This is a genomic window from Pseudomonas sp. MF08831 (assembly GCF_059862645.1).
The window spans coordinates 431446-458108 of the sequence record NZ_JCBCUX010000005.1; the positions used below are offsets into that span (position 1 = coordinate 431446).

Consider the following 26663-nt stretch of genomic DNA (forward strand, 5'->3'; position numbering starts at 1 on the left):
CCATGTCGATTCCTGTTGTTCAACAAACCGCGCCGCTGGTGTTGATCCAGCGGCGCGTGCCCTGGGGCCTGATCGGCCTGTTGGCGCTGGCCTTTATCGTCGTGCCGCTGTGGGGCAATGACTATTGGCTCAACGCGATCCTCGTCCCGTTTCTGGTGCTGTCGCTGGCCGGGCTGGGCTTGAACCTGCTGACCGGCTACACCGGGCAAACCTCGGTGGGCGCGGCCGGTTTCATGGCTGTCGGCGCGTTCGCCACCTACGGGCTTTTGCTGCGTCTGCCGGCGCTGGGGTTGCCGGTGGCGCTGCTCGGCGGTGGGGTGATCAGCGCGTTGGTGGGGCTGTTGTTCGGCCTGCCGAGTTCGCGGATCAAGGGTTTTTACCTGATGGTCACCACCTTGGCCGCGCAGTTTTTCCTGGAGTGGCTGTTCGTCAAATTCCCCTGGTTCTACAACTACGGCTCCTCCGGCACCATTTCTGCGCCGAAACTGGCGCTGTTCGGCCATGACCTGAACACGCCGCTGGGTCGTTACCTGCTGACGCTGGTCACGGTGTTGCTGCTGACCTGGACCGCCGTCAACCTGGTGCGCAGCCAGGTCGGCCGCAACTGGATGGCGATCCGCGACATGGACACCGCCGCCGCCGTGGTCGGTATCCCGGTGGTGCGCTACAAGCGCCTGGCGTTCGCCGTCAGTTCGTTCTACCTGGGCATTGCCGGTGCGCTGTGGGCGTTCGCTTACCTGGGCACGGCCAGCGCCAGCAGCTTTGATATCAACCGCTCGTTCCAGATCCTGTTCATCATCATTATCGGCGGCATGGGCAGCATTGCCGGCAACTTCGTCGGCGCGGCGTTTATCAGCCTGCTGCCGATTTTCCTCAGCCATGCCGGGCAGGCCTTGTTCGGCGGCTCGGTGGATGCGGGGCAATTGCAGAACCTGCAGAAAATCATCTTTGGCGTGTTGATCATCGTGTTCCTGATCAAGGAACCCGAGGGGTTGATTCGTCTGTTGCACAACCTGCGTGACCGTCTGCGGCAGTGGCCGCTGCGCTTCTAACATTCCCTCAAGAGAATCCAACATGCGTGCAACCTTGAAACGTTCCCTGGTCGGCGCCGCCTTTGCGCTGGCCGCGTTGGCGGGCGCCGTGCCCCAGGCGACGGCCTCGCCCGACCAGCAATTCATTCCCCTGGCCACCTACCGTGTGGGCGCGTACGCCTCCAGCGGCGTGCAGGTGTGGGCCGGGATGATCGACTACCTGCGTTATATCAACGAGGTCGAAGGCGGTATCAACGGCGTGAAACTGGTGTGGCAGGAATGCGAAACCGAGTGGACGGCGGAGAAGGGCATCGAGTGCTACGAGCGCTTCAAGAATGGCCTGAATGGCGCGCCGGTCGCGGTCTATCAACCCAATGGCGCCCCGGCCGCGTACGCGCTGAGTGAGCGTGCCGAGGTGGACAAAATCCCGCTGATCACCCTCGGTTACGGCCGCACCGAAGCCACCGACGGCACGGTGTTCCCGTACAACTTCCCGGTGATGCTGACCTTCTACAGCGAGGCCTCAACCCTGGTGAACTACATCGCCCAGCGTGAAGGCGGTTTCGACAAACTCAAGGGCAAGAAAATCGCCACGATCTATCACGACTCGGCCTACGGGCGCGAAACCCTTGGCCCGCTGAAGTTGCTGGCAGAGAAATACGGCTTTGAAAATATCCAGATTCCGGTGGCCGACCCGGGCAATGAACAGTCGGCGCAGTGGCGCCAGGTACGCCAGGCGAATCCGGACTGGGTGTTCCTGCGCACCTGGGGCGTCTCGACGCCCGTAGCGGTGAAAACCGCCGCGCGTTTTGGCTTCCCGGTCGACCATATCATCGGCGATATCTGGGCCAGCTCCAGCGAAGACGTGCTGCCTGCCGGCGCGTCCGCCAAAGGCTATCTGGCGCTGACGCCATACCCGGCCGGTGCCGATTTCGAGATCCACAAACGCCTCCAGAAATACATCCTCGACAAGGGCCACAGTGACCTCAAGGACTTGAAAAACTTCGGCAGCGTCTACTACAACTCCGGCCTGGTGAACGCCGCCGTGGCCGTGGAAGCGATCCGCACCGGCCAGGCCAAATTCGGCAAGCGCCCCCTCAACGGTGAAGAAGGCCGTTGGGGCCTGGAACACTTGAACATCGACGACGCGCGCTTGAAGGACATGGGCTACCTGGGCCTGATGCAAAACCTCAAGCTGTCGTGCCGCGACCATGAAGGCGGCGGCTCGGCGCGTGTGCAGCAATGGGACGGCACCAGCTGGACGCTGATCAGCGACTGGATCGCCGCCGACCGCGCGTTGCTGCGCCCGTTGATCGACGAAAAATCCGCCGCTTTCGCCAAGGAAAAAGGCCTGACGCCGCGCACCTGCACTGGGGATGAATAACTCATGAGCCAACCCGCCGCGGAGTCCGCCAGCCAAGCGCTGTTGACGGTCGATGACATCGAAGTGATCTATGACGGCGCAATTCTGGCGGTGGCCGGGGTGTCCTTGAGCGTGCCCAAGGGCGCCATCGTTGCCTTGCTCGGCGCCAATGGCGCGGGCAAAAGCACCACGCTCAAGGCGATCTCGGGGCTGGTGCGTGCCGAACGGGCCGAGGTCAGCCGGGGCGTGATCGAATACGCCGGCCGCGACCTTGCCGGCATCGACCCCAGCCAGCGCGTGCGTGAAGGCATGGTCCATGTGTTGGAGGGCCGGCACGTGTTCGGCCAACTGACGGTCGAAGACAATCTGCGCAGCGGCGGCTTTGTGCGGCGCTTGAGCCGCAAGGCCATGGAGCATGACCTGGAACGCATCTACGCCTGGTTTCCACGCCTCAAGACCAAGCGTCACACCCGTGCCGGGCTGACCTCCGGCGGCGAGCAGCAGATGGTCGCCATCGGCCGCGCGTTGATGACGCGGCCCACCCTGGTGCTGCTCGATGAGCCGTCGATGGGCCTGGCGCCGATGATCGTGCAGGAAATCTTCGCGATCATCGCCCAGCTCAACCGTGAGCAGCAGGTGAGCTTTTTGATCGCCGAGCAGAACATCAACGTCGCGCTCACCTATGCGTCCCAGGGCTACGTGCTGGATACTGGCCGGGTGGTCTTGGGTGGCAGCGCTGCTGAACTGCGGGCGCGCGGCGATTTGCAAGATATTTATCTGGGTAAACAGTAAGGGCGAATGTGCATGACTGAATCCATCCGCAACGCTGATGTCTTGATCATCGGCGGCGGCCTGAGCGGCACGATGTTGGCCGTGCAATTGCTGCGCCTGCCGGGGCAGCGCCGCATCCTGGTGATCGAACCACGCGCCGAGCTGGGCCGTGGCGAGGCCTACAGCGCGGTCGAACTGGGCCACACCTTGAACGGCAACGCCGCGCGCATGAGCGTCGACCCGGACAACGCCGACGACCTGACCCAATGGCTCACCGACTACATCGGCGCCGGTGGGTGGCCGCAGGCGCACCAGCAAGCCGTGCCGATCAGTGAGCTGTTCCCGCCGCGCGGGATCTTCGGGCTGTACGCGCAGCAGCGGCTGGCCGAAGCCAAGGCGTTGTCGGCTTCGACGGTGGAGCATGTGCGTGGCGAGGTCATCGACCTGCACGTGGATGAAAGGTCCACAGTGCTGACACTCGATAACGGCCAGCAACTGCGCGGCGCCTTCGCGGTATTGGCCACCGGCATGTTTCCCGCAGCGCGTACGCCGCAGACCGACTCCAGCGGCTTGAACGCGGCAGCCGTAGACCCGTGGGATGTGCAGGCGATGACCCTGATCGACCCGCAATCGACGGTACTGATCATCGGCTCCGGGCTGACCATGGTGGACGCCGTGGTGTCGCTGGAACAGGCCGGCCACCGAGGCCCGATCGAGATTTTTTCGCGCCACGGGCTGCTGCCGCATGTACGGCGGCAGCCGCCGGGCTGGGTGGATTTTCTCGCCGAGGACCATCGCCTGCGCAGCCCCAGGCAACTGCTGCGCGAAGTGCGCCGCCAATGCCGCAGCGCGCTGCAGCAAGGCATCGATTGGCAGGCGCCGCTGGACACCGTGCGTGCGCATGTTGCCCGTTTGTGGAGCCAGGCCAGCGACGTCGAAAAACGCCAGTTCGTGCGCCATGTACGGCCGTGGTGGGAAAGTCATCATCACCGTTCGCCGCCGTTGAGCGCGCAATTGGTGGCACGGTTGCAGGACGAAGGGCGGTTGCGGGTTCACGCAGCGTCGTTCAAAGGCGTGGTGGCCTCGGACGGCGGCGTGACTGTCCGCTTGCGTCGTCGTGGCGAGCAGGAGGTGACGCACGTGTCGGGGGCGGCGTTGATCAATTCCAGTGGCATTGAGTACGACTGGCGCCGCGTGGCCCGGCCGTTGCCCCAGCAGTTGCTCAAGCGTGGGTTGATCCAGCCCGGGCCGTTGGCGTTGGGGATTGCGGCGGATGTGTCGGGCGCTGTGGTGGATGCCGAGGGCACTGTCAGCCGGCGCCTGTTCGCCATGGGCCCGCCGTTACGCGGGATGTGGTGGGAAAGCACGGCGGTGACCGACGTGGCGATTCAGGCCAAGGCGTTGGCGTTGAAGCTGACAAATATCTAATGTGGGAGCGCGCTTGCTCGCGAAGGCGGTGTGTCAGTTGCACAAGAGCGGACTGACCCACCGCCTTCGCGAGCAAGCCCGCTCCCACAGTTCAACCGAGTGCTTCTACCACACCGCTGTGCTCTGCTTTTTTTGGGAACGGGCTTGCCTGCGATGCAGGCAACTCGGTGCATCAGGCATAAGCCGTTGATGCCAGCGCAGCGGTGCGGCGATCCGACAAGCCCGTTCTCACAGTTGATCGGCGTTTCAACTTCCAATTTTCACGAAACCAGGCTTGAGGCCAAACACTTCCACCCCCTGCGCGGTCGACTGCCCGGTGGTGACCTTCACCCGTTCCACCGGTTGGTCCATCGTCGCGCGGTACTCCACGGTCATGTCAGCGCGGTTGATCGCCTGGCTCGGCACCACAATCGCCTGCTCATTGTTGTAGGTGACAATGGTCAATCGCGCACTCATCCCCAGCCGCACGCGCTGCAATTGCTGCGGCGTCAGTTTGGGAATCGACAAGGTCACCGGAAATTGCGCGCTGCCCTGGCTGTCGCTGGCAATCGCCAAGCCGCTGACCACACTCACCGAGCCGATCAGCCGCTCCCCGTCGAAGCCATCGCCCATCACTTCCACCACCTGGCCCTGGTGCAGCTGGTTGATGTCCAGCTCCGACACCTTGGCCACGATTTTCAGCCGTTCGATGTTCGCCAGGCCGAACAGCACCTGGCCCTGGCTGACTTTGCTGCCGGCCTGCACCGGCGCGTTACTGTTGCCACCGCCTGGCGTCGACGTAGTGCTGCCGGGGGCGGGCACCACGATGCCGGAGAACGGCGCCTTGACCTCCTTGCCATCGAGCAGTTTGTGCAGGGCGTCGTACTTGACCGTGGCGTTGGTCAGTTCCATGTCGGCGATCTGCTTGTATTCGCCCTGGCCCTGGTCCTGCGCCTGCTGCAGTTCACTGCGGGCGGAGGCGAGGTCCAGTTGCTGCTGCTGAGTCTGCTGTTTGAGGTCGTCCAGTTCGTTGCGCGGAATGATGCCGCGCTTGAACAGGTTTTCGCTTTCGGTGAGTTTGCGCTGGGTGTTGCCGGCGGTCATTTCGGCGGTGCGCAGGCTGCGGCGCGCACGGCTGACGGCGGGGCTGCTGTCCCAGTCTTGCATCTCTTGCACAGTGCGCCGGGCCTTGAGCTGGGCCGACAATGCGTCGCGCAGCTGCACCTCGAGGGTGGCCGGGTCCATGCGCAACAGCACCTGGCCGGCGTCGACACGCTGGCCTTGCTCGACCAGGTTGTCCAGCACGTTGCCGTCGAACGGCGCCGTCAGGGTGACGGTGGACTCGGGTTCGATCTTGCCCACCAGGCCGATCTGGTGCACGAGTGCGTCGGGTTTTACCGCCAGCCATTGCTCGGCCGTCCGGGTTTGCCCGGCGTCACTGCGATGGCTGAGCACGGCAATGCCTGTGCCGGTCAGCAGCACGACCAATACAGCGCCGAGCAGGCGTTTTTTATCAGTAGTCATTGAGGGCGATTTCCCAACTTTCCAGCGTCATGCCCAGCGTCAGGTCGAGCTGGGTCTGGGCGTTCAAATAAGCGATCAGCGCATTGAGCTGGGCGTTTTCGGCGTTGCGCAGGTCGGTCTCGAAACTCAACACCTGAAAGTTGGTGGAGCGCCCGGCACTGAGTTTTTCCCGCTCGATTTCGATCTTGCGCCGCGACAGCTCGACAGCGCGCTGGGAGATTTCATATTGGCGCCAGCGTGTGCCGAGGTCGCGTACCACGTCGTTGACGTTGCGTTCCAGCTCCTGACGCGCATCGGTGATACGGATCTGCTGGTCCTCGACGTTGACCCGCGCACGCACCTCGGCCTGTCGCGTGCTGATGTCACCGATAGGGATTTGCACCTGCACGCCAGCGTAGCTGTTCCACGTGCGGTTGTTGCCGTTGCCATTGCCGTTGTCGTTGTCGTTGCTGCTGTAGGCATCGCGGAGCTGGTTGGCCCCGGCCACCAGGTCGACCTGCCAGCGCCCGGAATCCTTGGCGATCACCAGGTTGAGGTCGGCCTGTTGGCTGCCCAGCAGGGCGGCGAGGTATTCCGGCTGCTGGGTCTGCGCCAGGTTGAAGGCCTGGCGCTTGTCGATGGTCATCGGCCTGGCCTCCAGCGCCTCGCTGGCGCGGATGGGCGTCGACAGGTCCAGCGCCAGCAGGCGCAGCAGGGCCAGGCGGCTTGTATCGAGCTGGTTCTGCGCTTCTTCGACGCCGAGTTGTTGGGTGGCGATGTCAGCTTCGGTCTGCACGATTTCGAACTCGGCCATGCGGCCTGCGCTGATCAATGCCTTGTTCACCTCCAGCAACGTGTTGGAGCGTTTGAGCGCATCCTGGACGATGCTCAACTGCTCCTGGGCGCGCAGCAGTTCGCGGTACGTGGCGATGATTTGGCTGATGGTCTGCGCCACGGTAGCCTTGAGGTTGAGCCGGTTGGCCTGTTCCGACAGGCGTGACAGGCGCAGTGGCGCGGTGGTGGCGTCCCAACCGGCGCCGCGCGCCAGCGGCTGGATGAGCGCCAGGTCAAGGCCGTCACTGCGGTAGCGGCCGGCGCGATCGGCGTTGTTCAGTTGTTGGGTCCAGGCCATGCTCAGCCGCGTGCCGTATTCGCCGAGCAAGGTGGCGTTCGGGGCCAGGTTGGCGTTGCGTGAGTTATCGGCGGTGCCGCGACTTTGGCGGTAATAACTGTTGAGCGTGAGCTTGGGGTTGAACACATCTTCGGCCACGCGCAGGTCGAACTTCTGCGCCACCCGTTGCAGGTACGCGCTGCGGATTGCCGGGTTGTTGCGCAAGCCCAGGTACACCGCATCACCCAGGGTCAGGGTGGTGACCTGGGCATTCAACGACACGCCGCGCTCGTAACCTGTGCGGGTGCTGCTGGGCGCGGAGGGGTTGATCACCACGTCGCCAGCCATGGCCGGCAGGCTTGCCATCACCAGTAACAGCGGCCATTTATTCATCACGCAAGGCCTCCACCGGTTGCAGCCGCGAGGCGGACACCGCTGGGTAAATGCCAAAGAACAAGCCCACCAGCAACGTACTGCCCACCCCAAGGGGCAGGGCGGCGGCGGCCAGGGCAAACGCCCAGCCCGACAGCCAGGCGTAGAGCCAGGCGGCGCTCATGCCCAGCACGGCGCCGCACAGTGCGCCGACGGCCGTCAGGGTCACGGCTTCGAGCAGGAACAGGTTGCGGATGTCACGCTGACGCGCGCCCAGGGCCATGCGGATACCAATCTCACGGCGGCGCTCCGAGACATTCATCAGCATCACATTCATCACACCGACGCCGCCGCCTACCAGCGAGATCGCACCCAGCGCCAGCAACAAATAGGCGAACGTGCGGCTTTGCCGGGTCATGCCATCGATCATTTGCTGGGGCACCTGGATGTCGACATCGTGGTCGGTGAGTTGGCGTTTCAAGGCGTTGGAGGCGTCGCGGGCGATGCGCTCCATGTCCTGGCCCGGCGTGGCGCGGATAATCACGTTGCCGATTTGCGGGGTCGGGTAGATGCGGCGCATGCCTTCGGCGGGGATGAACAGCGATTCGTTGGCCTGCACCGGCATGAGCATGGCGCGGGCCTGGTTGTGCAGGATGCCCACTACCAGAAACAGGTAGTCGTTGATGCGTATGCGGTCGCCCGGTTTCAGCGGATCACCCGGCATACCCAGGGCCTGAGCGAGCTGGTCGCCGATCACGGCGTAGGTTTCACTGGCGTCGAAGGGCGAAAGAAAGCGCCCGTCGCGCACCACCAGGCGCATGGCGTCCTTGATATCGGCTGTGGTGCCGACCAGGTTGGCGTTAGCCGAGCGGCCGTGGAACACGATCGGCCCACCGAACACGCTGAGGGCGCCGATATGGGCAATGCCGGGCACGCTGGCGCGCACGGCCTCAAGGTCGAGGCTGGCGCGCATCGGCGCGCTGCTGTTGCCTTTGGGCGGAAACTGGGCAACCAAGGTGTCGGTGCCCATGTCCTTGAAGATCATCGCGGCATCCACCGCCGCGTTATGGCCGATATTGATCAAGGCCACCACCGATGAACTGCCGATGACGATGCCCAGCAGCGCCAGGACCGAGCGCTTGCCCAGGGTGCGCAGGCTCACAAACGCTTCATGCAGCAGTTGGCTCAGGCTCTGCTCGACCCGCAAGCTCATAGGCGCCCGGCCTCATGCACCACGCCATTGCGTACCAGGATCTTGCGCTCCAGGCGCTCGGCGATATGCGGGTCATGGGTGACGATGATCAGCGTCACTTGCTGTTCGCGGTTGAGGCCCAGAAGCAGATCCATGATCTCCTGGGCCGTGGTGCTGTCGAGGTTGCCGGTGGGTTCGTCGGCAAGAATCACCGAGGGTTTGCCAACCAGCGCACGCGCAATCGCCACGCGTTGACGCTGGCCGCCGGAGAGGTCGGCGGGGCGGTGGTGGGCGCGCTCGGCCAGGCCGACCTGCTCCAGCATGCGCAACGCCTGTTCCACCGACTCGTGGCGCGACACGCCACGGTAACTCAAGGGCAGGGCGACGTTGTCCAGGGCACTGAGGCGCGGCAGCAGGTTAAAGCTCTGGAACACGAAACCGATCTGCTGGTTGCGGATCGCCGCCAGCTCATCGGGGCTGGCGCTGAAAATATCGTGGCCGGCAAAGCGGTATTGGCCGCAGTTGGGCAAATCCAGCAGGCCGAGGATATTGAGCAGGGTACTTTTGCCGGAGCCGGAGGCGCCGAGAATGCCGCAACTGTCGCCGCTGGCGATGGACAGGCACACATCATTGAGGATGGTCAGTTCCTGGCCGGCAAGCTGATAGCGTTTGCCGATGCCTTGCAGGGAAATCAAGCCTGGGTGCGCGGGGGTATCTGTCATCATGACTACGCCTGCAGTCTCGACGGTGCCGCTTGCGCCCGGTAAATCCTTGTAACAAGTTCGGGAGCTGCTTGGTACGCGTCACGGACTGGTTTTATTTCTTGTTTTTAAAATATTGTTTGAATAGTAACCGCGTTCCCTGCGCTTCGCCAGCCATGGATGTAGAGCGGTTTTACCCTTTGAAACGAATTTATCGCGCACGCGTTCGAGCGACTTGCGATGCCCTCGGCGAGTCGCGGAAGTCCCGGTTATACAGGCTTTTAGATGGACAGCGCAGTGTCAGTACTTGCTTTCGAAGGGCTGCCCCGGTATAAAAAATCAAATTATTTTTTAAAACAATATTTCCCCCGTGGAACTCCTATGGTCGCGAAGAAACTCAGCGCTCCAAACGTTACCAAGACTCGACTGCTGGATGCGACAGAGGCTCTCTTCATCAAGTACGGCTACGACGCCGTTCTGCTCCGGCAGATTACCGAGCGCGCCCAGGTGAACCTGGCCGCCGTGAACTACCACTTCGGGGACAAGGATTCCCTGATGAAAACCCTGCTGATGCAGCGCCTGGAGCCGCTCAACGAGCAGCGCCTGGAACTGCTTGCGCGCTGCGAAGCCGAATCCGACGGGCCCCTCGATTGCGATACCTTGCTTGGCGTATTGTTCGCCCCGGCCATGGGCCTGGAGCGCAGTGACCCCGCCAGCGGGGAAGGGCGCTCATTCATTCGTTTCCTGGGTCGGGTTTACAGCGACACCTCGCCGTTTATCCAGGAATACCTCAAGGTTCATTATCAGCCGGTGTTCCAGCGTTTTTTCGAAGCGTTCGCACTGGCCTTGCCGGACCTGCCCCGCAATGAGTTGGGCGTGCGCCTGCAATTTGCGCTCAAGGCGATTTCCGGGGTGATGGCGGGCACCGAACTGCGCCTGCTGATGAACTCCATGAGCCTGGGCCGCCCGGCCACGGACGCCGAGGTAATGGCCAAGTTGATCACGCTGGTGTCGGCCGCGATTCGTGTGCCGCAGCAAAGCGCTGAAGCTGAAACCGCGTTGGCCAAGGTGCTGGATACCCAGCGCGCCATTCGTGAACAAGCGGCAGCGCCCGCCACCAAGGCAGCGCGATAAGCCTTTATCCAACGCAAAAAAAAGCCCGCTGGGGCGGCGGGCTTGATGTGCAACGTTTGTAACGGATGAGGCTTCACCCTACGTCTGCGGATGTGAATAAATCGTGAAAAATATGTAAGAAAATGGGTGGGTAACAACAGATGTTCGATCCTGCGTGTGTCTGTCGGATTTTTCCTGCAAGCCTACCATTCGTCGCCACTGTCAGTTCTGACAGTAGATTCGATTAGAGCCCCAAGCGCCTCATTCACCTTGCCCGTCGCGCCGTTTCAGCGCGCTAAACCAGCAAGGTATGGCCATGACCACTCCCACTGAAGAACTGTCTCCACCCCCTTATTCGGTCTACCCTGCTGTCCGATTGGCTGAGGCGCTTTACCCCGAAACCGCGACCTGGGGCCTGGGCCAGCGTGAAACCGACCCCTACGCGCTCTTTACCTTCGAGAACTGGTACGCGGCCACCGTCAACGATCTTTATGCGCTCTACTGGCGCGATTCGAGTATGGCGGTGGCTTCGGCTGTCGTGACCAAGGTGGCTGATCGCTACAACCTGACGATCCCCAAGACCAAGATCCCGGAAGGCGAATTCCCGGTGTTCGGGCAGGTCACACGCGCGGCCAGCGGTCAATTGGTGCGCTCGCTTCCTGAAACCTACCTGGTCAAGAGCAAGCGTCCCGGTGGCCTCACGTTCTGGGCTGCGGAGCAATTTCACAGAGGCTTGATCCTGTCCATCGAGGGATTCCCGGCGGGTGCGATCCTTAATCCGACCAACATTACCGGTGGGTTGTGGTGCCTGATTACCAAGTACGAAAACATCCGCAAGAACGACACCATCACCGTCGCCTACGGCGCCACGACCATTGACCATGTTGTCAGCCCCGACGAGGCGGCTAGGCCGGGGCCGATCCGGGTTTTTATCAGCCCGACGATTATCCAGGCGGGCAACCTGCACGGTCCGGTGGGCGTGGCGTTTATGGTGCGCGATGTGGTGAACAACACCTCCGGGGAGAAGTACGCCTATTCCCGGCCTTACATTCTCAACAGCGAACTGGACCCCAACCTGCTGGATCCGCCGATCTTCACGGTGAACGAGGTCGAGGCCTCTATCGTCGATCTTGATCTGTCCAGCGCGGCACATTTTGCGGCGCTGGTCACCTTGCCACGCAAGACGCCGACGCCGAGCCCCAGCAACCGGGTTGTGCTGATACTGGTGATTACCCAGGTAACCGAGTACGGCGAGTCAACCCGAACGCTTCGTTTGCCGGCGGTGACCGACAGAAACCTGCGGGGCGAGAGCATTCCCATCGGCAACGGCGTGTTCAGCTCGCTGACAGATGCCAAGATCAGCCTGAGCTTTGAGTGGCAAACCGCTGGGGGAGTGGTGCTCAATCGCTCGGGCACCAGTGTGGTCCAAGTGGTCGGCACGTCGGCGTTGAGGCTCCTGGCACCTGCCTTCGATAACAAAACAGGGCCTCAGGTCGTCCTCGCCAGTAACTATCTGAGTGGCGCCGTTGTGGCCGTGGCGTACCAGGGCATGACAGAGGCGCAGATCATCAGGCTCAAATGGACCTTTGCCGATGGCACTGTCGCCAGTATTCCCGTGCAGGCCGGGGTGAGCAGCGGCCTGGTGCTGTTTTCCATCAGCGCGCAAATCATCGCGCAAAGCCCAGGCCAGCTCATCAAGCTGTCTTATGAGGTGACGACGGGGACCAAGACACAATCCTCGGCTATTCAGGAACTGACGTTTCAAGCCCAGGGCGGCGGGTTGACCGAGACGGTTGATGTCGGGATGGCCCCCCACGGGATCAGTATCACCAGCGATGGGCTGCGGGCCTTTGTAACCTGTCAGTTTAGCCATTCGGTTTCAGTCATTGATGTGAGGGCGCGTAAAGTCATTTACACCCTCTTTAACGTGAACTCGGCGTTCCTGTCGGTGCTCAGTCCAGACAACCGGCGTCTGTATGTGGGCAATTTTGACGGCTCAAGTTACACCGTCATCGACACCTCCACGTACAGGATCCTTTCGACGGTTCCGATCGCGGGCGGCAACGACCTTTCGGGTCTCGCCATTACGGCGGATGGCTCGCGATTGTTTGTTGCCTGCACCCGAAATTCCTTTGTGTCCGTCCATGATACCGCCTCGGGCGCCGTTCTCGGTCGGGTCTCCGTCGGGGTGAACCCGTTCGGCGTGGCGGTCAACCCGGAACAAACACAGGTGCTCGTCGCTTCAGCCTCGGTGCTGGATATCATCAGCGCCGGTACCCGCATTGCGCTCGTGGCGAGAATCAGTGGTACCAATCGGCCCGTACAAATAGCCTTCAGTGCAGGCAGTCCGGCGCGCTACGCCTACGTCAGTGACGTGGATGGCGTCCTGGTTGTTGACCTGATGAGTAACCTCATCATCCAGAAAATCACGGGCATCAATTGGGCGTGGGGCATCACGCGTAACCCAAATGCGCCGGAGCTCTGGGTGGGCGGCGTGGGCCCTGGTGGGATTGGGTCCAATCGCGATTCGGTGTACATCATCAACACCAACACCAACCAGATTACTAAACGCCTCACCGGGTTCAGCAACGCTGCAAACATAGCCTTCTCACCCGCCGCCGGCGTAGTCCTGGTCGTCAATAACGGCTCGGACAGTGTGAGTTTCGTCCCGCTTTAAGGCCCTTCGGTACCCCAGGCAAAACGCACAGGAAGTGCAGGGGACAGCACTGCGTCAGCGCAGGCTGTCCCTTTTCGTTGCCGCTTGCAATGACTCGCCAGCCTGGCCGCTGGCTGACGCGGTGAAACGCGCTCTACCATTTATCGCTACTGTCAGTTCTAACAGTAGATTCAATGACGGTCCCAAGCGCTTCATTGACCTTGCCCGTGACGCCATTTGCGTGCGTCCCAACCAGCAAGGTGATGGCCATGACCACCCCCACTGAAGAACTCTCACCGCCGCCCTATTCGGTCTATCCGTCTGTTCCGTTGGCTCAGGCCCTGTACCCGGAAACCGCGAAGTGGGGGCTGGGCCAGCGCGAAACCGACCCCAATGCGCTCTTCACCTTTGAGAACTGGTACGCCGCCACCGTCAACGATCTTTACGCGATCTACTGGCGGGACTCGAGCATTGCGGTGGCCTCGGCCGTCGTCACCAAGGTGAGTGATCGCTACAACCTGTCCATCCCCAAGACCAAGATTCCGGAAGGCGAGTTCCCGGTGTACGGCCAGGTCACGCGCGCTGCCAGCGGGCAGTTGGTGCGCTCGATGCCTGAAACCTACTTGGTGAAAACCAAGCGGCCCGGTGGCCTGACGTTCTGGGCGTCCGAACAATTTCACAGAGGCTTGATCCTGTCGGTTGAAGGGTTTGCGGCGGGTGCAATCCTTAATCCGACCAACATCACAAGCGGGCTGTGGTGCCTGATTACCAGGTACGAAAACATCCGCAAGAACGACACCGTCACCGTCGCCTACGGCGCCACGACGATCGACCATGTTGTCAGCCCGGACGAGGCTGCCGGGCCGGGGCCGATCCGGGTTTTTATCAGCCCGTCGGTTATCCAGGCGGGCAACCTGTACGGCCCGGTGAGTGTGCAGTTCATGGTGCGCGACGTAGTGAACAACACCTCCGGTGAGAAATACGCCTATTCCCGGCCATACCTCCTCAACAGCGAACTGGACCCCAGCCTGCTTGACCCGCCGATTTTCACGGTAAACGAGGTCGAAGCCTCTGTCGTCGATCTGGATCAGTTCAGCGCGGCACGCTTTGCCGCGCTGGTTGCGTTGCCGCGCAAGACGCCGACGCCGAGCCCGAGCAACCGCGTTGTGCTCATATTGGTGATTACCCAGGTTACCGAGTATGGAGAGTCAACCCGCACCCTTCGTTTGCATGCGGTTACCGACAGAAACCTGCGGGGGGAGAGCATTCCTATCGGCAACGACGTGCTCAGCTCGCTGACGGATGCCACGGTCAGCTTAAGGTTCGAGTGGCAAACCGGCACTGGTTCGCCACTGGGGCATTCGGGCACCAGTGTGGTCAGGGTGGTAGGTACACCGACTCCCGATGTATTGCCCTACCCAACACTCAACGGCGCTTCAACCACTGCGCAAGTGACGACAGTTGATCCGCTGGCTATTCAATACAACACCGGTGTGACGGTTAAATACCCTGGCATGCTTGCCACGGACAGCATCACACTGAGTTGGATTTATCAGGATGGAAGTCAGTATCAAACCACCCTGAGTGGTCATGCGAGTGGCGCGGTAGTGTTCGACCTGACGGCGGCTCAGGTGCTGCATCACAGTGTCAATAGCCGGGTGCAGTTGAAGTATTCGATTCAACGAGGTGGAAGAACGGCTCAGTCAACCGTTCAAACCGTTACCGTAGGGGCTATTGCGCCATCCCTGTTGCCAACGCCCACAATTAATTATCAGGCCAACGGGACGGTCATCGACTTGAACAACTTTGCGGGCAATGCTCAGTTGACGTTGAGCCAATGGCCGTTAAGTAAAGCAGGGCAGCGTGTATGGATTACGTTGATGGGAGAGGGGCGATCGCAGGAGGTGCTGACGGATTATGTGGTCAAGACTAACGACGCGATAAATGGCCTGGTGAACCAGGCAGTACTGCGTAACGTTTTGACAGCGCTGCCGAGGAACTCCCGGTTTCAGATTGAGACTCGAGTGGCCTACGATGGCGGCACGGACAAATGGCGAGCCGTAGTGTTTCCAACCGCGAGCTACATCATCAACGATTCGTGGACGGACGCTGTATCCAACTTTCCGGGTGGAAGCTATGGGCCCTGGAGTGCCGGTGCAGGTGCGGCGGGCGGTTATATGTCGGGCACCGGTTTTCAAGTTGTCACCGCAGTCTGGCCAGCCTCGAACGCGGGTGTATTGTTCAATGCGGTGCGTAATTTCAACAGCGCTCACCGTTATCGGGTGGATGCAACTATCTATAATCAGTCGGGTTATAACGATCCGCTCCTGGCTATATATGTGGCAGGGCAGACCCTCAAAGGCCCAGTCTCCATACCCCGGCAGCAATGGTATGTCCTGGATGCCGAGTTTGTCGGCAGTATGGGCGGTGCGGAAGTTGTACTTTATAACTACCAGGCCAAAGGGGGCGGCAGTGGTGCGGAGGGTGGCAATGACTTCATCGTCAACTCGCTGCGAATCACCCGTCTGACCTGATCAGCAGTCATGTTTGAGCGTGGGGCGGGACAGCTCTGCTTAACCGTGCGCTGTCCCTTTTGCATGCCCGTCAAATCTTCCAGTGACTCGCCGTCTTGGCCAGCCGCTGGCGCATGGCATCCACATTCGCCGCCAGTTGCAACGTCAATAACCGATACCCGTCCAGCGCACTCTGTACCGGCGCTTCCAGTGCGTCGTCATCCGCTGTGTGCGTGGCAGGCCGTTCCAGCCGCTCGGTAAACCCCAGCTTCAAGGCCCGTGCCATGCCCACCCACTGCACCCGAATCTGCCGGTGCTCCGCCTTCAACATCACCTGCATCCGTGCCATCGCCTGTGCATCGCGTGGATCGGGCCGGGTATTGCCGAGAATCTCCAGGGTGCTGATGCACATGCGCAGGTGCCGTTGGATCGCATCCAGTTCGGTCATGGAGATGCGCACTTCCTTGGACACAGACGGCATCAACGAGCGCAACTGCAGCATGGCCGCATTCAAGCGGTTGAGCAGCTTCAAGTGTTCATCATCGGTGACCGACTGGCCGCTGATGATTCGGCTATAGATTTGCGCGCAGTCACGCAACGCGCTGGCCAGGTTGTAGCGCCATGAGTACACCGCGTACAGCGGCAGGGCGAAGGAGAACGCCAGCGCCAAGACAATGCCGATCAGAATGTCGACGGTGCGCCACAAGCCGTCGGATATCGGATTATCCCCGTGCCCCGCGACGATAAACACCGTGATCGCCGACAACAGCGCGATGTAACCGCCCTTGCCGATGGCGTGATAGGAGAAGAACCCGCACACCACCGACATCAGCAGATACGTGAGCAATGGCTGACCGAAATAAGCCTGTTGCACCACCAGCAACAAGCCGACGCTGGCGCCGATCAAGGTGCCGTAGGCGCGTTCCACAGCTTTTTTGCCGATATTACCGTGGTGCTGCAAACCGCCGATCACGATCAGCATGGTCACCGAGGCCCACTCGCCGTGCGGCAGGTTGATGCCGGTGGTGAGCAGGATGGTCGCCAGCAAACCGATGGACACGCGCACAGCGTGGATCAGCTTGGCATGGCGATAGCGGCGGTAGGGGTCCAGCAAGGGGCGCAACAGGCGCCGTGCGAACGCGGGCAAATGCAGGTTCATCGGTATTGACGTGGCCTTAGTAGTCAGTGCGAACGCGGTCTAAGTGGTGGGAGCGGGCTTGCTCGCAAGTGCGCGGTGTCAGTCAAAGATGTGTTGACTGACACTGCGCTTTCGCGAGCAAGCCCGCTCCCACCTGTTGAACTGCGCCATCTTTAGAAAATGTAGTCGGTCGTCAAGAAGCTTGAGTCACGGTTGCGCAGGATATCGCTGACCAGCGCCTTGTTGCTTTCCTGGAACTTGGTCGCCACCAGCGTGCGGATCGAGAACACGCGCAATGCGTCATGTACCGACAGCGTGCCCTCGGCCGAGTTCTTGCGGCCGTTGAAGGGGAACGTGTCCGGGCCGCGCTGGCACTGGGCATTGAGGTTGATACGGCCAACCTGGTTGGCGAACACATCTACCAGACGCCCGACCTCCACGGCGTTGGTGCCGAAGATACTCAGTTGTTGACCGAAGTCCGAGTCCAGCACGTAGTCGATCACTGTGCCCAGGTCACGGTAAGGCACAATCGGCACCACTGGCCCGAACTGCTCCTCGTGGTACACGCGCATCTGCGGGTTCACCGGGTACAGCACCGCCGGGTAGAAGAACGAACCGCGGCTGGTTGCGCCATTGGCATTCACCACTTTGGCGCCATGCTGCGCCGCATCGGCCACCAGCGCGTTGAGGTAATCGACCTTGCCGACTTCCGGCAGCGGCGTCAGCGAGACGCCGTCTTCCCAGGGCATGCCGGGTTTCAACGTGGCCAGCTTGGTGTTGAATTTCTCGATAAAGCGCTCGACGACATCTTCGTGCACAAACAGGATTTTCAGCGCAGTGCAGCGTTGGCCATTAAACGACAGCGAGCCGGTGACGGCTTCGTTGACCGCATTGTCCAGGTCCACCTCGGGCAGCACGATGCCAGGGTTTTTCGCATCCAGGCCCAAGGCCGCGCGCAGGCGGTGTGGTTTGGGGTGCAGCTTTTTCAAGTCGCTGGCGGCCTTGTTGGTGCCGATGAACGCGAAGATATCAATCTTGCCGCTGGCCATCAGCGCACTGACGGTTTCACGGCCACTGCCGTAGATCACGTTGATCACGCCGGCCGGAAAGCTGTCACGGAACGCCTCCAGCAGTGGGCGAATCAACAGCACGCCAAGCTTGGCCGGCTTGAACACCACGGTGTTGCCCATGATCAGCGCCGGGATCAGCGTGGTGAAAGTCTCGTTCAGCGGGTAGTTGTAAGGCCCCATGCACAGCGCCACGCCGAGCGGCACGCGGCGGATTTGCCCCAGCGTGTCCTGTTCCAGCTCGAAGCGGCTGCTGCGGCGGTCGAGTTCCTTGAGGGCATTGATGGTGTCGGTGATGTAGTCGCAGGTGCGGTCGAACTCTTTCTGCGAGTCCTTGAGGTTCTTGCCGATCTCCCACATCAGCAGCTTGACCACCGCATCACGCTGTTCGCGCATGCGTCGCAAGAAAGCTTCCACATGCTGGATGCGCTCGGCCACGCGCATCGTCGGCCATTCGCCCTGGCCTCGGTCATAGGCGCGCACGGCGGCGTCGAGGGCAGTCAGGGCGGTGTCGGCGTCCAGCAGGGGCGTGCTGCCGATATGCACGCGCTCATCGCCCAGTTGCACCGGGCTCAGTACTTGGGCCAATGGGCCGTTCCACACCTGCAACTGGCCGTCGACCAGGTAATCACGCTGTTCAATGGGCGCCGCCAGGCGAAATTGCTCGGGAATATCGGCGGCGGAGGTCGGAAACAGCTGGTCGAGCAGGTTACTGGTGGTCATGTCGCTACCCCTGGAATAGTTGCAAAACATGACTAGAGAGTCACCCATCCAAGGGCTGTGTGGCAAGCGCCAGACGCATTACAGCAGCGTCCCTGCCAACGCCACGCCCAGCGCTGCGCCGATTTGTCGCGCGGTGTTGAGGGTGCTGGCGGCAATTCCGGCCTGTGCCGGGTGTACCGCGTTCATCAGTGCGGCGGTGGCGGCGGGAGTGATTAGCCCCGCCGCCAGGCCGATGATCGGCAGGGGCACCACGAGCAGGGCGTAGTCGGGGGGTGTGCCGCTCATCAGCAACTGGCCGAAGCCGGCCACGTACAGCACCAGGGCGCCACCGATCAGCCAGCGACTGCCGAACGCGCGCACCAATTGGCCGGCCATCAGGCTGCCAATGCTCAACAGCACCGTCAGCGGCAAAAATGCGACGCCGGTCCACAGTGGCGAGAAGCCCAACGTTCGCTGGAAATACAGGCCGAGTAAAAACATCAGGCCGTACAGCAACAATGCAGATACCAGGGAAACCGCCGCGCACAGGCTGAACACGCGGCTGCCGAACAGTTGCACCGTAAGGCGCAGCCCGCCCGCTGCCCGCGGTTGTCTGGCACTGGCGGCAAGGCGCGCACTCAGTGCGACGGCGAGCAGTCCCAGTGTCAGATTGACGAGGAAGAGACTTCGCCATCCCAGCATCTGGATCAGCACGCCCCCCACCCACGGCCCGGCGGCCATGGCGATGCCGCCGCACCCGGCCCATACGCCGATAGCCGCCACGCGCCCGGCAGGGTTGTCGAGGTAGGCACTGATTGATCAGTGCCAGGGAAGCGGGCACCAGCGATGCCGCGCCGACGCCCTGCAGCACGCGCGCGGCGATCAACATCAGAGCGCACCCATCATTTGGCCGGGCCGCTGGGCGTGCAGTTGCTCAGCGCGTTGTGCGAAGCCGGTTGGTTGCGCCGCTCGAAAGATTCCCGCGCGGTACGGGTCACGCCCACGGGCTGGACGCAGTTGAAGGCGCAATTGGGTCTGGACCCGCGTGACCTGGAAAAGCCTGAGCAAAAGCAGGCGTGCGGCGGTTAAACTACGCGGCTTTCTTGAAGGAGTTCACATGAGTCAGTACCAGCCGGGCATTCTTGCCGCACCGGTGCCCTTGCAGGCACGCCATCTGTTTTTTGCCGTGGATTGCCTGGCTGCCGTACCCGGCGCATTGGACGCGCTGGTGCAGTTGACCGATTCGTCCGCGGTGGTGGGTTTGGGTGAGCCGCTGGTGACTGCACTGGGCGCAACCATTGACGGCTTGCGCGCGTTCCCTGCCGTCAGCGGCCCGGGCGCGCATAACCCCTCCACCCAGCAGGCGCTGTGGGTATGGCTGCATGGCGTGGATCGCGGTGAGCTGCTGTTGCGCAGCCGCAGTGTTGAAAAAGCCATGGCGCCGGCCTTTCGCCTGGTGCAGATGACCGAAGGTTTCCGCTACAAGACCGGCTTCGATTTGACCGACTATGAAGACGGCACTGAAAACCCCCACGACGACGCCGCGGTCGAAGCCGCGATGACCGACAGCGGCGCCAGCTTTGCCGCGATCCAGCAGTGGCAGCACGACCTCGACGGTTTTGCCGCTTTGCCTGCGCAGGAGCGCGACCACATCATCGGCCGCCGCCATGGCGATAACGAAGAGCTGGATGACGCACCCGAGTCCGCGCACACCAAACGCACCGCGCAGGAAAGTTTCACGCCGGAAGCCTTCGTGGTGCGCCGCTCGATGCCTTGGGCCGAGAACGGTCAGGCAGGGTTGATGTTCCTCGCCTTCGGGCATTCCTTTGATGCATTTGAAGCCCAACTGCGGCGCATGAGCGGGCTGGAAGACGGGATAGTGGACGGGCTGTACCGCATCAGTACACCGTTGACGGGTGGCTACTACTGGTGCCCGCCGCTGAAGGACGGGCACCTGGACCTGAGTGCGATCAGCTATACGCCGCACCTATAAACCGCTGGGCGCGGGCTTGTTGTGGGGGAGCGATGTTGCTATGGCAAGCGGGCTTGCTGTGGCAGCCGGGATTGTTGTGGTGAGCAGGCTTGTTGTGGCAAGGGGGCTTGTTGTGGCGAGCGGGCTTGCCCCGCGTTGGGCTGCGCAGCGGCCCCAAAACCGGCTAGTCGGTTTGCCTGATAAACCTGGGTGTTTGTAGCAGGGGCCGCTTCGCGCCCCAACGCGGGGCAAGCCCGCTCGCCACAACAAGCCCGATCGCCACAGCAAGCCCTCTTGCCACAACAAAGACGCTTGCCAAAATAACGCCGCTTGCGGCACCTGTCGGTCATCTGTTGTGCATACCCAGTTGGGCATACAGCGGCACCATCCCCGCGCCTCGGCAGTGGCGGCAACCATACGGGCTGAGAACCACCGGCGCTTTCAGTTGCGTGACGGGCGTACGTTCGATCCAAGTGGGTGCAACAAACCGATAACCCTGGCCCGGCACCGTGGCGATGTAGAACGCCTCTTCGTCGCCGAGGGCGCGGCGCAGTGTCTTGATCTGCGTGCGCAGGTTGCATTCTTCCACCACCGTTTTCGGCCAGGCGATAGCCAGCAAGCGGTCTTTTTCCAGCAGTTCACCGGGCCGGGAGGCGAGGGCGATCAGCAAGGTCAGGGCGCGGCTGCCCAAGGCCACGGGTTGCCCGTGCTTGAGCAGCCGATGACGTTGGGGCAGCAGTTGGAAGGGGCCGAAGTGGATCTCGAGGGTGGCGTCATCGGTGAGGTGGCGGCGAGTTGAATACGTCATGTCATTGAACCTTTAGGCGTGGGAAACAGCCCGGCGCAGCTGCGTTTGCGCCAGGCTGTCGGGGGAGGTCAGGTGTTGATGGCGGGGATCGGGTCGGCGGGGTAATCGCCGTCGATGGTCGGGCCGCCGGTCAAACCGTATTGCTGCAGCACCGGCGCCAGTTGACCGTAGAACGCGTCTTGCGCCTTGCCGTGGGCATCGGCCAGGGCGAACGGCAGAAACGCGCTGCCGATCCCGCCGAGGATCGCCGTGGCCCCGCCGAGGATGCCGCTGATGGTGCCGGCCACTGCGCCGATTTCAGTGGCGCCATACAAGCCGGCGCCGGCTTCCACCAGGCCGGCGACGGCCGCGCCCGTGCCGAGTACGCCGGTGGCGACCGAGAAACTGCCGGTGAGGTAATCACCTTTCTTCAGGGAGTCGACACCGCCGATAATCCCGATCACGCCGCCGATGATCCCACCGGCCGAACCGATGATCTTGCCCGCCGCGCCGATATTGGCGATCTGTTCGGCTGACAACGGGCCTTTGCCCACCGGCACCTTGCCCGGGAAGTCGCCGATCGTGCCGCCGTCTGGCCGGTTGACCCAGGTCACCCCATAACCGGCTTCCTTGGCGTACTTGGTGCCGCCTTCCAGCAACAGACCGGCGAATTGCAGCCCCGCCGACACGCGGTTGGCGTCCGCCACCGGCGTATTGCTGCCGTTGGCCGAACGCGCCATCAGCACGCCGCTCATCAACACCGCGCTGCCGATGTGCAGCAGGCCTTGCTTGAACGCCGGGCTCACATCCCCGAACTTCATGCCTTCGATGGCCTTGGGCAAGGCGTCGGCAATCTTGTTGCCCTGGCGACCGATGTCCCACACCGAGCGCAGCATCGACACCACTTGTGCCGGGTCGATCTTGCCGCCATCGGCGGTGACAAACATCTCGGGGTTTTTCTGCTGGGCATCGTTGATCGCGGCGGTGACTTTGGCCTCGTCAAAATTGCCTTTGCCATCGCCCAGCGTCACATTGAGGGTGTCGGTGGTCGCGCCGCCGAGCAGGGCATCGCTGAGGTTTTCGTTGAAATTAACCTGCAAGGTCGCGGCGTCGTCTGCTGTGGCCTTGTCCCCGAGGAAGGCCTGGGCCGACGCGGCGCTGGCCGCAAAACTGCTGGCCGCCACGGTCGGGTCCATGCCACCGGCCACGGCGTCGGTGAAAGCTTTGCCGGTGACCAGTTCGTTCTTGTAGTAGCTCTGGATCGCGTCACTTTGCCCGGCGTTGGCGGCGACTTTGCTCAAGTCGACATGGCCCTTGCCGCCCAGTGCCAGGTTGGCGATGGTTGCATCGTTGGCGGCGTTTTGCAGGCCCATGCCCATGTCGATCTGCTTGCCGTTCTGATCCTTGGCATTGAGGTTGTCGTTGAGGTTCTTGCCCGACTCGATGCCATCGGCGAAGTAGTTCTGCAGGGCGACCTTCATGGTCGGGTCGCTGCTGACGATGTCGCTGAGTGCCGGGCCGCGGTTGTTCTGCAGAAAGCTTTGCACATCCGGGTCCGCCGACAGGGTCTCGATGCCGCTCTGCAACTGCGCCTTGATCTTGTCCTCGTTGGGGTTCAGGCCCCAGTTCGGCGAGGTGTACTTGTCCATCAAACCGGCATGGGGCACGTAGTCGCTGACCAGCAGGCGCGTCTGCGCATCGGTCAGTTGCACCAGCACCGCAGCCTTTTGTGCGCCGCTGTAGTTCTGCGGGTTGGCCAGAATGTCGGCGGTCAGCTTGGAGGTGTCGACACCGGCCACGGCATCGCGGGTGGCGGCGCCGTCGAGGAAGGTCAGCGTATCGCTGTCGGTTTTCGGCGCTTGTTTTTCCAGCCACGCGCCGATGTTGTCGCGCGTACCGATGTTGTCCGATTTGCCGGTCGCCGGGTTGTCGCCACCGGTTTCCAGCGCGTGGAACATGCCGGGCCTGGACCACATGGCCGCAGCGCCGGTCAGTTCGTTGCTCAAGGCCGAATCACTGCCCAGCGCCTCCAGGTTGTCGGGGCGAATCATCCCGTCGTTACTGCGCTGGTTATCGCCTGGGCGCATCGCGGTACCGGAACTTGCGACCAGGCTCTCATTGGCCATCACGATGGCGGCGGACTTGGCGTTGGCGGTGGCCAGTTCGCCGGGCTTGCTGCCCATGAAACTGGCGAAGGATTTCGACGCCGCGCCAAGGTCCTTGTTGGCGTTGTCGATAAAGTGGTCGACGTCGGAATGGGTGATCACGTTGTCGGCTTTACCGCGACCGCCGCTGTCCAGCGCGGCCATCAGGTTCGGGCTGCTGGCCACGTATTTGAGCACCGCCTGGGCTTCGGGCGGCAGGCTCGTGGGCGGGTTGGCGAAGTCAATCGGCGCACCATGCAGGCCCCAGGCATCCCAGTTTTGCGAGAGCAATTGCGCAGCGGCGCGCGGGCGGTTCAGGTCGAGTTCTTCCTTGGTTGGCGTACCGCTGGTGTTGCCGGTAATCGTGTCCCAGTCCTTGGCGCCGGAGACGCCGAACGACGAGGTGTCGATCCACGAGGTGTCCGAGGCGCCGGCCGCGCCGGTGGTGCCGGCATACAGCTTGGCCACTTGGTCGTACAGGGCGGGGGTGATGTCCTGGGACACAATGACTTTGTCGCCGGAAGCGGTGTTGTAGCGAATCAGGCCCGGCCCGACTTCCTCGGGTGCGCCGATGTTGGCAGCCGGGTCCATGGTTTCGTTGGGGCCGGCCAAGCGATAGCCTTCGGCCTGGCTGGCGTTGATGGCGAACATTTTGCTCGAGTCGCCGCTGACCTGGGCAAACAACGTCGGGGTTTGTTTCTGGCTGACCACGATCTTGTCACCGGACGTGGTTTCGTATCGGATCAGGCCCGGGCCCAATTCCGTCGTGCTGCCAATCGCCTTGTAGTTGCCCAGCCCCGGCGCCACGGTACTGGCGTCGGCTTCGGTGTACCCGGCGGCCTTGCTGTCGGCGAGGTTTTTTTCGACGCTGGCGTCGGCCTGTTGTGCATTGTATTGGTCGACCAGTTTCTCGTAGAGCCGGGGGTTGTCGATTTGCTTGAGGGTTACCGGCTTGTCACTGCCCAGTGGCGTATAGGTGATGCTGTTGTTCACCGGCGCCTGCACATTCTGATAGGGCAGGGGGATCGAAGGGCCGCGGATCTTCGACGGATCGAATGTCGGCTGGTTGACGGCCGTGAACAACGCGGTTTCGAATTTTTTCTGCGAGCCGTCTGTGCCCGGAGTGTCAACAGGGTCACGACTACTTGGGATCGCTGGCATAAATGATCACCTGGAAGTTCTTTCATATATCAGGACCTGCGCACTAACGATTTCGGCTATTAGTGCAACTGTACTAATTCGGCGCAGGCAATTAGTTGCTCGCGGGCATTAAGGCCACTCGCGCCGAGCTATCAAACGTGATGATCAAGTCGCTTTTGTTACAAATGGAAATATCTGCAAAGTTGGGCAAAAGGCTATTAGCGAAAAATGTGAAGTCGTCGCGAAAATAGCGCTGATAACGTCCCGGATCGAACACTCAACCACGGGCTGTAAGTTCGAAAACTGTCCAGGTGATGCCGCGAAAGGCCCGCAAACACTGGGCCTTTTGCGTGTGTGTATTTTTTGAAAAAAGTTCAACGGCCCCAGATGCATGAGTTTTTCTCACTGCCAGGTTGAGCCAAACCTTTCACACCCTGTCAGCGAAACGTTTCACAAGCTTTCACAGCGAAGGCGTTTTGATCGTGAGTAGTATGGGTCCCATGCAAACCAACGACGGTTCGAAGGCTCACTGTCTGACGTTTTGGGCATTCACCGGTTTGCATACTTTCAGTTTGCTGTTGCGCAACTGAATAACTTCCCTATCGATGCAAGGAGATGAACATGGCTGATGTCCCACCAGTAAAAGCCGGCGGCGCCGACGACGCTATCGCGAAGATGGAAGCGACCTTCAACATGGCTATCGAGAAGTCGGCCAAGATCACTGAAATCAGCACCGCGAAAAAAGCGGAGCTCGACGCCACCAAACAGCGTCCGCAGAACTGATTCGCCAAAACGGGCGGCGCCGGCGCTGCCCGTTTACCTGCTGAGTGTTTTCACCTTCTGATTGTTGACCCCGTTGCACATGCTCAAGGGGGCAAACCCGAACATGACAGCCTTGATTTCCTTGGGTCCGGTCGCTGGTATTGGCGCACCGACCCTGACTGTGACCAGCGGTTTGCATCAGGGCAGTTCCCTGGTGCTCGACCAGCCTGTCTACACCCTCGGCGCGGACCTCGCGGCCGACCTGGTACTCAGCGATCCCGGCATCGCCGGCCTGCACCTGCGCCTGCGGTTTGAGGGTGGCCAGGTGGCAGTCGAAGCCTTGGGCGGCGATGTTGTGCTTGGCAACAATGTGCGTATTCCCCAAGGCAGCGGCCATCGTGCGCGACTGCCTTTGCAGCTGCGTATCGGCACGGCGGGAGTAAGCCTGGCCTCGCCTGAGGGGGCAGAAAAACCTTCGGACGCCACACGCACATTCACGCCCTGGATTGTCGCGATCGTCCTGCTGTTTTTGTGTGCGGGTGCGCTGGCGGTGCGCAACGACACGCCGCTCACCCACACCGCGGTCGCGGCGCAGGTGCCTGCGCTGAAAAAACCGTCGCGTGAACACGCCAAAACCTGGCTGGAGCAGCAACTCCAGGCTGCCCATCTGGAAGCCATAAAGGTCACTGACGCCAACGGCCAGCTCAGTGCCGTCGGCAGCTTCGAACAGTCGCAAAAACCTCAGTGGCTGGCCCTGCAACAAGCCTTCGATGAACGTTACGGCCAACAGATCGTCCTCAACCCTCGCGTCAGCGTACGCGCCGACGCCGCACGCCCGCGTGTGCGCTTCCAGGCCGTGTGGTTCGGCACCAACCCCTACGTGATCAACGACAGCGGCAAGCGCCTGTACCCCGGCGCGCCCCTGGCGGACAACTGGGTGCTGGAGCGCATCGAGAACAACCAAGTGATCCTCGCCCGCGGCGAAGAGCGCTTCACCTTCACCTTATGAGTCGCCCCATGGAACGCACCCAACCCACCCGTGGGACCTGGCTTGCCTGCGATGGCGTCCCCCCCGCCAACCCAATTCAACCCGCCGCCACGCCATTCAAATGTGGGAGCGGGCTTGCCCGCGATGGCGTTCTCCCGGCCAACCCAATTCAACCTGACACCCCCACGCCCAACTGTGGGAGCGGGCTTGCTCGCGATGGCGTTCTCCCG

General features: G+C 61.9%; 20 protein-coding genes. 11 read left to right on the plus strand and 9 right to left on the minus strand.

The genetic code is table 11. The features are described 5' to 3' along the window. The first annotated feature begins 2 nt into the window (after positions 1 to 2). From AC19YS_RS13770 to AC19YS_RS13785, 4 genes are read left to right on the plus strand one after another with little or no spacing between them, the layout of a single operon-like run. Positions 3 to 1052, plus strand: coding sequence for a branched-chain amino acid ABC transporter permease (locus AC19YS_RS13770; RefSeq protein WP_500601995.1), 1050 nt, complete (start codon positions 3 to 5; stop codon positions 1050 to 1052). Positions 1053 to 1074: 22 nt separating this feature from the next. Continuing rightward, positions 1075 to 2415: an ABC transporter substrate-binding protein gene (locus AC19YS_RS13775; RefSeq protein WP_500601997.1), complete on the plus strand. Its 1341-nt coding sequence runs from the start codon at positions 1075 to 1077 to the stop codon at positions 2413 to 2415. A 3-nt stretch (positions 2416 to 2418) separates the two neighbouring features. Continuing rightward, the gene (locus tag AC19YS_RS13780; RefSeq protein WP_500601998.1) at positions 2419 to 3186 is read left to right on the plus strand and encodes an ABC transporter ATP-binding protein; all 768 of its coding nucleotides are present in this window, start codon (positions 2419 to 2421) and stop codon (positions 3184 to 3186) included. Positions 3187 to 3198: 12 nt separating this feature from the next. Continuing rightward, positions 3199 to 4593, plus strand: coding sequence for an FAD/NAD(P)-binding protein (locus AC19YS_RS13785; protein WP_500601999.1), 1395 nt, complete (start codon positions 3199 to 3201; stop codon positions 4591 to 4593). Between the two features lie 246 nt (positions 4594 to 4839). On the opposite strand, the gene AC19YS_RS13790 is transcribed toward AC19YS_RS13785, so the two are convergent. From AC19YS_RS13790 to AC19YS_RS13805, 4 genes are read right to left on the minus strand one after another with little or no spacing between them, the layout of a single operon-like run. Then, entirely contained in the window at positions 4840 to 6096 is a 1257-nt protein-coding gene (locus AC19YS_RS13790) for an efflux RND transporter periplasmic adaptor subunit (protein WP_500602001.1), read from the minus strand. Then, complete coding sequence (locus AC19YS_RS13795; RefSeq protein ID WP_500602002.1) at positions 6086 to 7579, minus strand: TolC family protein; 1494 nt, start codon at positions 7577 to 7579, stop codon at positions 6086 to 6088. The genes AC19YS_RS13790 and AC19YS_RS13795 overlap by 11 nt, the downstream gene beginning before the upstream one ends. Continuing rightward, positions 7572 to 8771, minus strand: coding sequence for an ABC transporter permease (locus AC19YS_RS13800; RefSeq protein WP_500602003.1), 1200 nt, complete (start codon positions 8769 to 8771; stop codon positions 7572 to 7574). Before AC19YS_RS13800 ends, AC19YS_RS13795 begins: the two co-directional genes overlap by 8 nt. Beyond that, on the minus strand, positions 8768 to 9475 hold the full coding sequence (locus AC19YS_RS13805; protein ID WP_119739874.1) for an ABC transporter ATP-binding protein: 708 nt from the start codon (positions 9473 to 9475) through the stop codon (positions 8768 to 8770). The genes AC19YS_RS13800 and AC19YS_RS13805 overlap by 4 nt, the downstream gene beginning before the upstream one ends. Before the next feature lie 357 nt (positions 9476 to 9832). Here AC19YS_RS13805 and AC19YS_RS13810 point away from each other — a divergent pair, with 357 nt between their 5' ends. From AC19YS_RS13810 to AC19YS_RS13820, 3 genes are all read left to right on the plus strand, one after another. Next, the gene (locus AC19YS_RS13810) at positions 9833 to 10585 is read left to right on the plus strand and encodes a TetR/AcrR family transcriptional regulator (protein WP_106578771.1); all 753 of its coding nucleotides are present in this window, start codon (positions 9833 to 9835) and stop codon (positions 10583 to 10585) included. Positions 10586 to 10880: 295 nt separating this feature from the next. Continuing rightward, positions 10881 to 13241, plus strand: a complete 2361-nt coding sequence (locus AC19YS_RS13815) for a hypothetical protein (protein WP_500602004.1) — start codon at positions 10881 to 10883, stop codon at positions 13239 to 13241. Between the two features lie 248 nt (positions 13242 to 13489). Next, a complete protein-coding gene (locus AC19YS_RS13820; RefSeq protein ID WP_500602005.1) occupies positions 13490 to 15754 on the plus strand; it encodes a hypothetical protein in 2265 nt (754 codons plus the stop codon). Positions 15755 to 15824: 70 nt separating this feature from the next. Here the strand turns inward: AC19YS_RS13820 and AC19YS_RS13825 are convergent, their stop codons facing one another. The 3 genes from AC19YS_RS13825 to AC19YS_RS13835 all read right to left on the minus strand — a co-directional run bounded on the left by AC19YS_RS13825 (position 15825) and on the right by AC19YS_RS13835 (position 19423). Next, positions 15825 to 16886 carry an FUSC family protein gene (locus tag AC19YS_RS13825; RefSeq protein WP_200624517.1) on the minus strand — a complete coding sequence of 354 codons (1062 nt, stop codon included), beginning with the start codon at positions 16884 to 16886 and terminating at the stop codon, positions 15825 to 15827. Positions 16887 to 17044: 158 nt separating this feature from the next. Then, a complete protein-coding gene (locus tag AC19YS_RS13830; RefSeq protein ID WP_472526283.1) occupies positions 17045 to 18661 on the minus strand; it encodes an NADP-dependent glyceraldehyde-3-phosphate dehydrogenase in 1617 nt (538 codons plus the stop codon). A gap of 78 nt (positions 18662 to 18739) precedes the next feature. After that, positions 18740 to 19423, minus strand: a complete 684-nt coding sequence (locus AC19YS_RS13835; RefSeq protein ID WP_500602006.1) for an MFS transporter — start codon at positions 19421 to 19423, stop codon at positions 18740 to 18742. A 63-nt stretch (positions 19424 to 19486) separates the two neighbouring features. On the opposite strand from AC19YS_RS13835, the gene AC19YS_RS13840 reads away from it, so the two are divergent. Both AC19YS_RS13840 and AC19YS_RS13845 read left to right on the plus strand, forming a co-directional pair. Beyond that, positions 19487 to 19729, plus strand: a complete 243-nt coding sequence (locus tag AC19YS_RS13840) for an ArsR family transcriptional regulator (protein ID WP_500602007.1) — start codon at positions 19487 to 19489, stop codon at positions 19727 to 19729. Between the two features lie 28 nt (positions 19730 to 19757). Beyond that, on the plus strand, positions 19758 to 20633 hold the full coding sequence (locus tag AC19YS_RS13845; protein ID WP_106578765.1) for a Dyp-type peroxidase: 876 nt from the start codon (positions 19758 to 19760) through the stop codon (positions 20631 to 20633). 325 nt (positions 20634 to 20958) lie between these two features. On the opposite strand, the gene AC19YS_RS13850 is transcribed toward AC19YS_RS13845, so the two are convergent. Then, entirely contained in the window at positions 20959 to 21420 is a 462-nt protein-coding gene (locus AC19YS_RS13850; RefSeq protein ID WP_500602008.1) for a winged helix-turn-helix domain-containing protein, read from the minus strand. A gap of 68 nt (positions 21421 to 21488) precedes the next feature. Next, a complete protein-coding gene (locus tag AC19YS_RS13855) occupies positions 21489 to 24704 on the minus strand; it encodes a type III effector HrpK domain-containing protein (protein ID WP_500602010.1) in 3216 nt (1071 codons plus the stop codon). Between the two features lie 600 nt (positions 24705 to 25304). Between AC19YS_RS13855 and AC19YS_RS13860 the strand changes: the two genes are divergently transcribed. Continuing rightward, on the plus strand, positions 25305 to 25466 hold the full coding sequence (locus tag AC19YS_RS13860) for a hypothetical protein (RefSeq protein WP_016969018.1): 162 nt from the start codon (positions 25305 to 25307) through the stop codon (positions 25464 to 25466). A gap of 103 nt (positions 25467 to 25569) precedes the next feature. Beyond that, complete coding sequence (locus tag AC19YS_RS13865) at positions 25570 to 26454, plus strand: SctD/MshK family protein (protein WP_500602012.1); 885 nt, start codon at positions 25570 to 25572, stop codon at positions 26452 to 26454. Positions 26455 to 26663 lie beyond the last annotated feature (209 nt).

What these genes read in the sequence shown, in the direction of transcription:
- AC19YS_RS13800 (WP_500602003.1), bottom strand. Translation starts at nt 8,771, where the DNA reads ATGAGCTTGCGGGTCGAGCAGAGCCTGAGCCAACTGCTGCATGAAGCG.
- AC19YS_RS13770 (WP_500601995.1), top strand. Translation starts at nt 3, where the DNA reads ATGTCGATTCCTGTTGTTCAACAAACCGCGCCGCTGGTGTTGATCCAG.
- AC19YS_RS13830 (WP_472526283.1), bottom strand. Translation starts at nt 18,661, where the DNA reads ATGACCACCAGTAACCTGCTCGACCAGCTGTTTCCGACCTCCGCCGCC.
- AC19YS_RS13850 (WP_500602008.1), bottom strand. Translation starts at nt 21,420, where the DNA reads ATGACGTATTCAACTCGCCGCCACCTCACCGATGACGCCACCCTCGAG.
- AC19YS_RS13780 (WP_500601998.1), top strand. Translation starts at nt 2,419, where the DNA reads ATGAGCCAACCCGCCGCGGAGTCCGCCAGCCAAGCGCTGTTGACGGTC.
- AC19YS_RS13805 (WP_119739874.1), bottom strand. Translation starts at nt 9,475, where the DNA reads ATGATGACAGATACCCCCGCGCACCCAGGCTTGATTTCCCTGCAAGGC.
- AC19YS_RS13815 (WP_500602004.1), top strand. Translation starts at nt 10,881, where the DNA reads ATGACCACTCCCACTGAAGAACTGTCTCCACCCCCTTATTCGGTCTAC.
- AC19YS_RS13795 (WP_500602002.1), bottom strand. Translation starts at nt 7,579, where the DNA reads ATGAATAAATGGCCGCTGTTACTGGTGATGGCAAGCCTGCCGGCCATG.
- AC19YS_RS13785 (WP_500601999.1), top strand. Translation starts at nt 3,199, where the DNA reads ATGACTGAATCCATCCGCAACGCTGATGTCTTGATCATCGGCGGCGGC.
- AC19YS_RS13820 (WP_500602005.1), top strand. Translation starts at nt 13,490, where the DNA reads ATGACCACCCCCACTGAAGAACTCTCACCGCCGCCCTATTCGGTCTAT.
- AC19YS_RS13855 (WP_500602010.1), bottom strand. Translation starts at nt 24,704, where the DNA reads ATGCCAGCGATCCCAAGTAGTCGTGACCCTGTTGACACTCCGGGCACA.
- AC19YS_RS13775 (WP_500601997.1), top strand. Translation starts at nt 1,075, where the DNA reads ATGCGTGCAACCTTGAAACGTTCCCTGGTCGGCGCCGCCTTTGCGCTG.
- AC19YS_RS13840 (WP_500602007.1), top strand. Translation starts at nt 19,487, where the DNA reads ATGCCGCGCCGACGCCCTGCAGCACGCGCGCGGCGATCAACATCAGAG.
- AC19YS_RS13860 (WP_016969018.1), top strand. Translation starts at nt 25,305, where the DNA reads ATGGCTGATGTCCCACCAGTAAAAGCCGGCGGCGCCGACGACGCTATC.
- AC19YS_RS13790 (WP_500602001.1), bottom strand. Translation starts at nt 6,096, where the DNA reads ATGACTACTGATAAAAAACGCCTGCTCGGCGCTGTATTGGTCGTGCTG.
- AC19YS_RS13845 (WP_106578765.1), top strand. Translation starts at nt 19,758, where the DNA reads ATGAGTCAGTACCAGCCGGGCATTCTTGCCGCACCGGTGCCCTTGCAG.
- AC19YS_RS13865 (WP_500602012.1), top strand. Translation starts at nt 25,570, where the DNA reads ATGACAGCCTTGATTTCCTTGGGTCCGGTCGCTGGTATTGGCGCACCG.
- AC19YS_RS13810 (WP_106578771.1), top strand. Translation starts at nt 9,833, where the DNA reads ATGGTCGCGAAGAAACTCAGCGCTCCAAACGTTACCAAGACTCGACTG.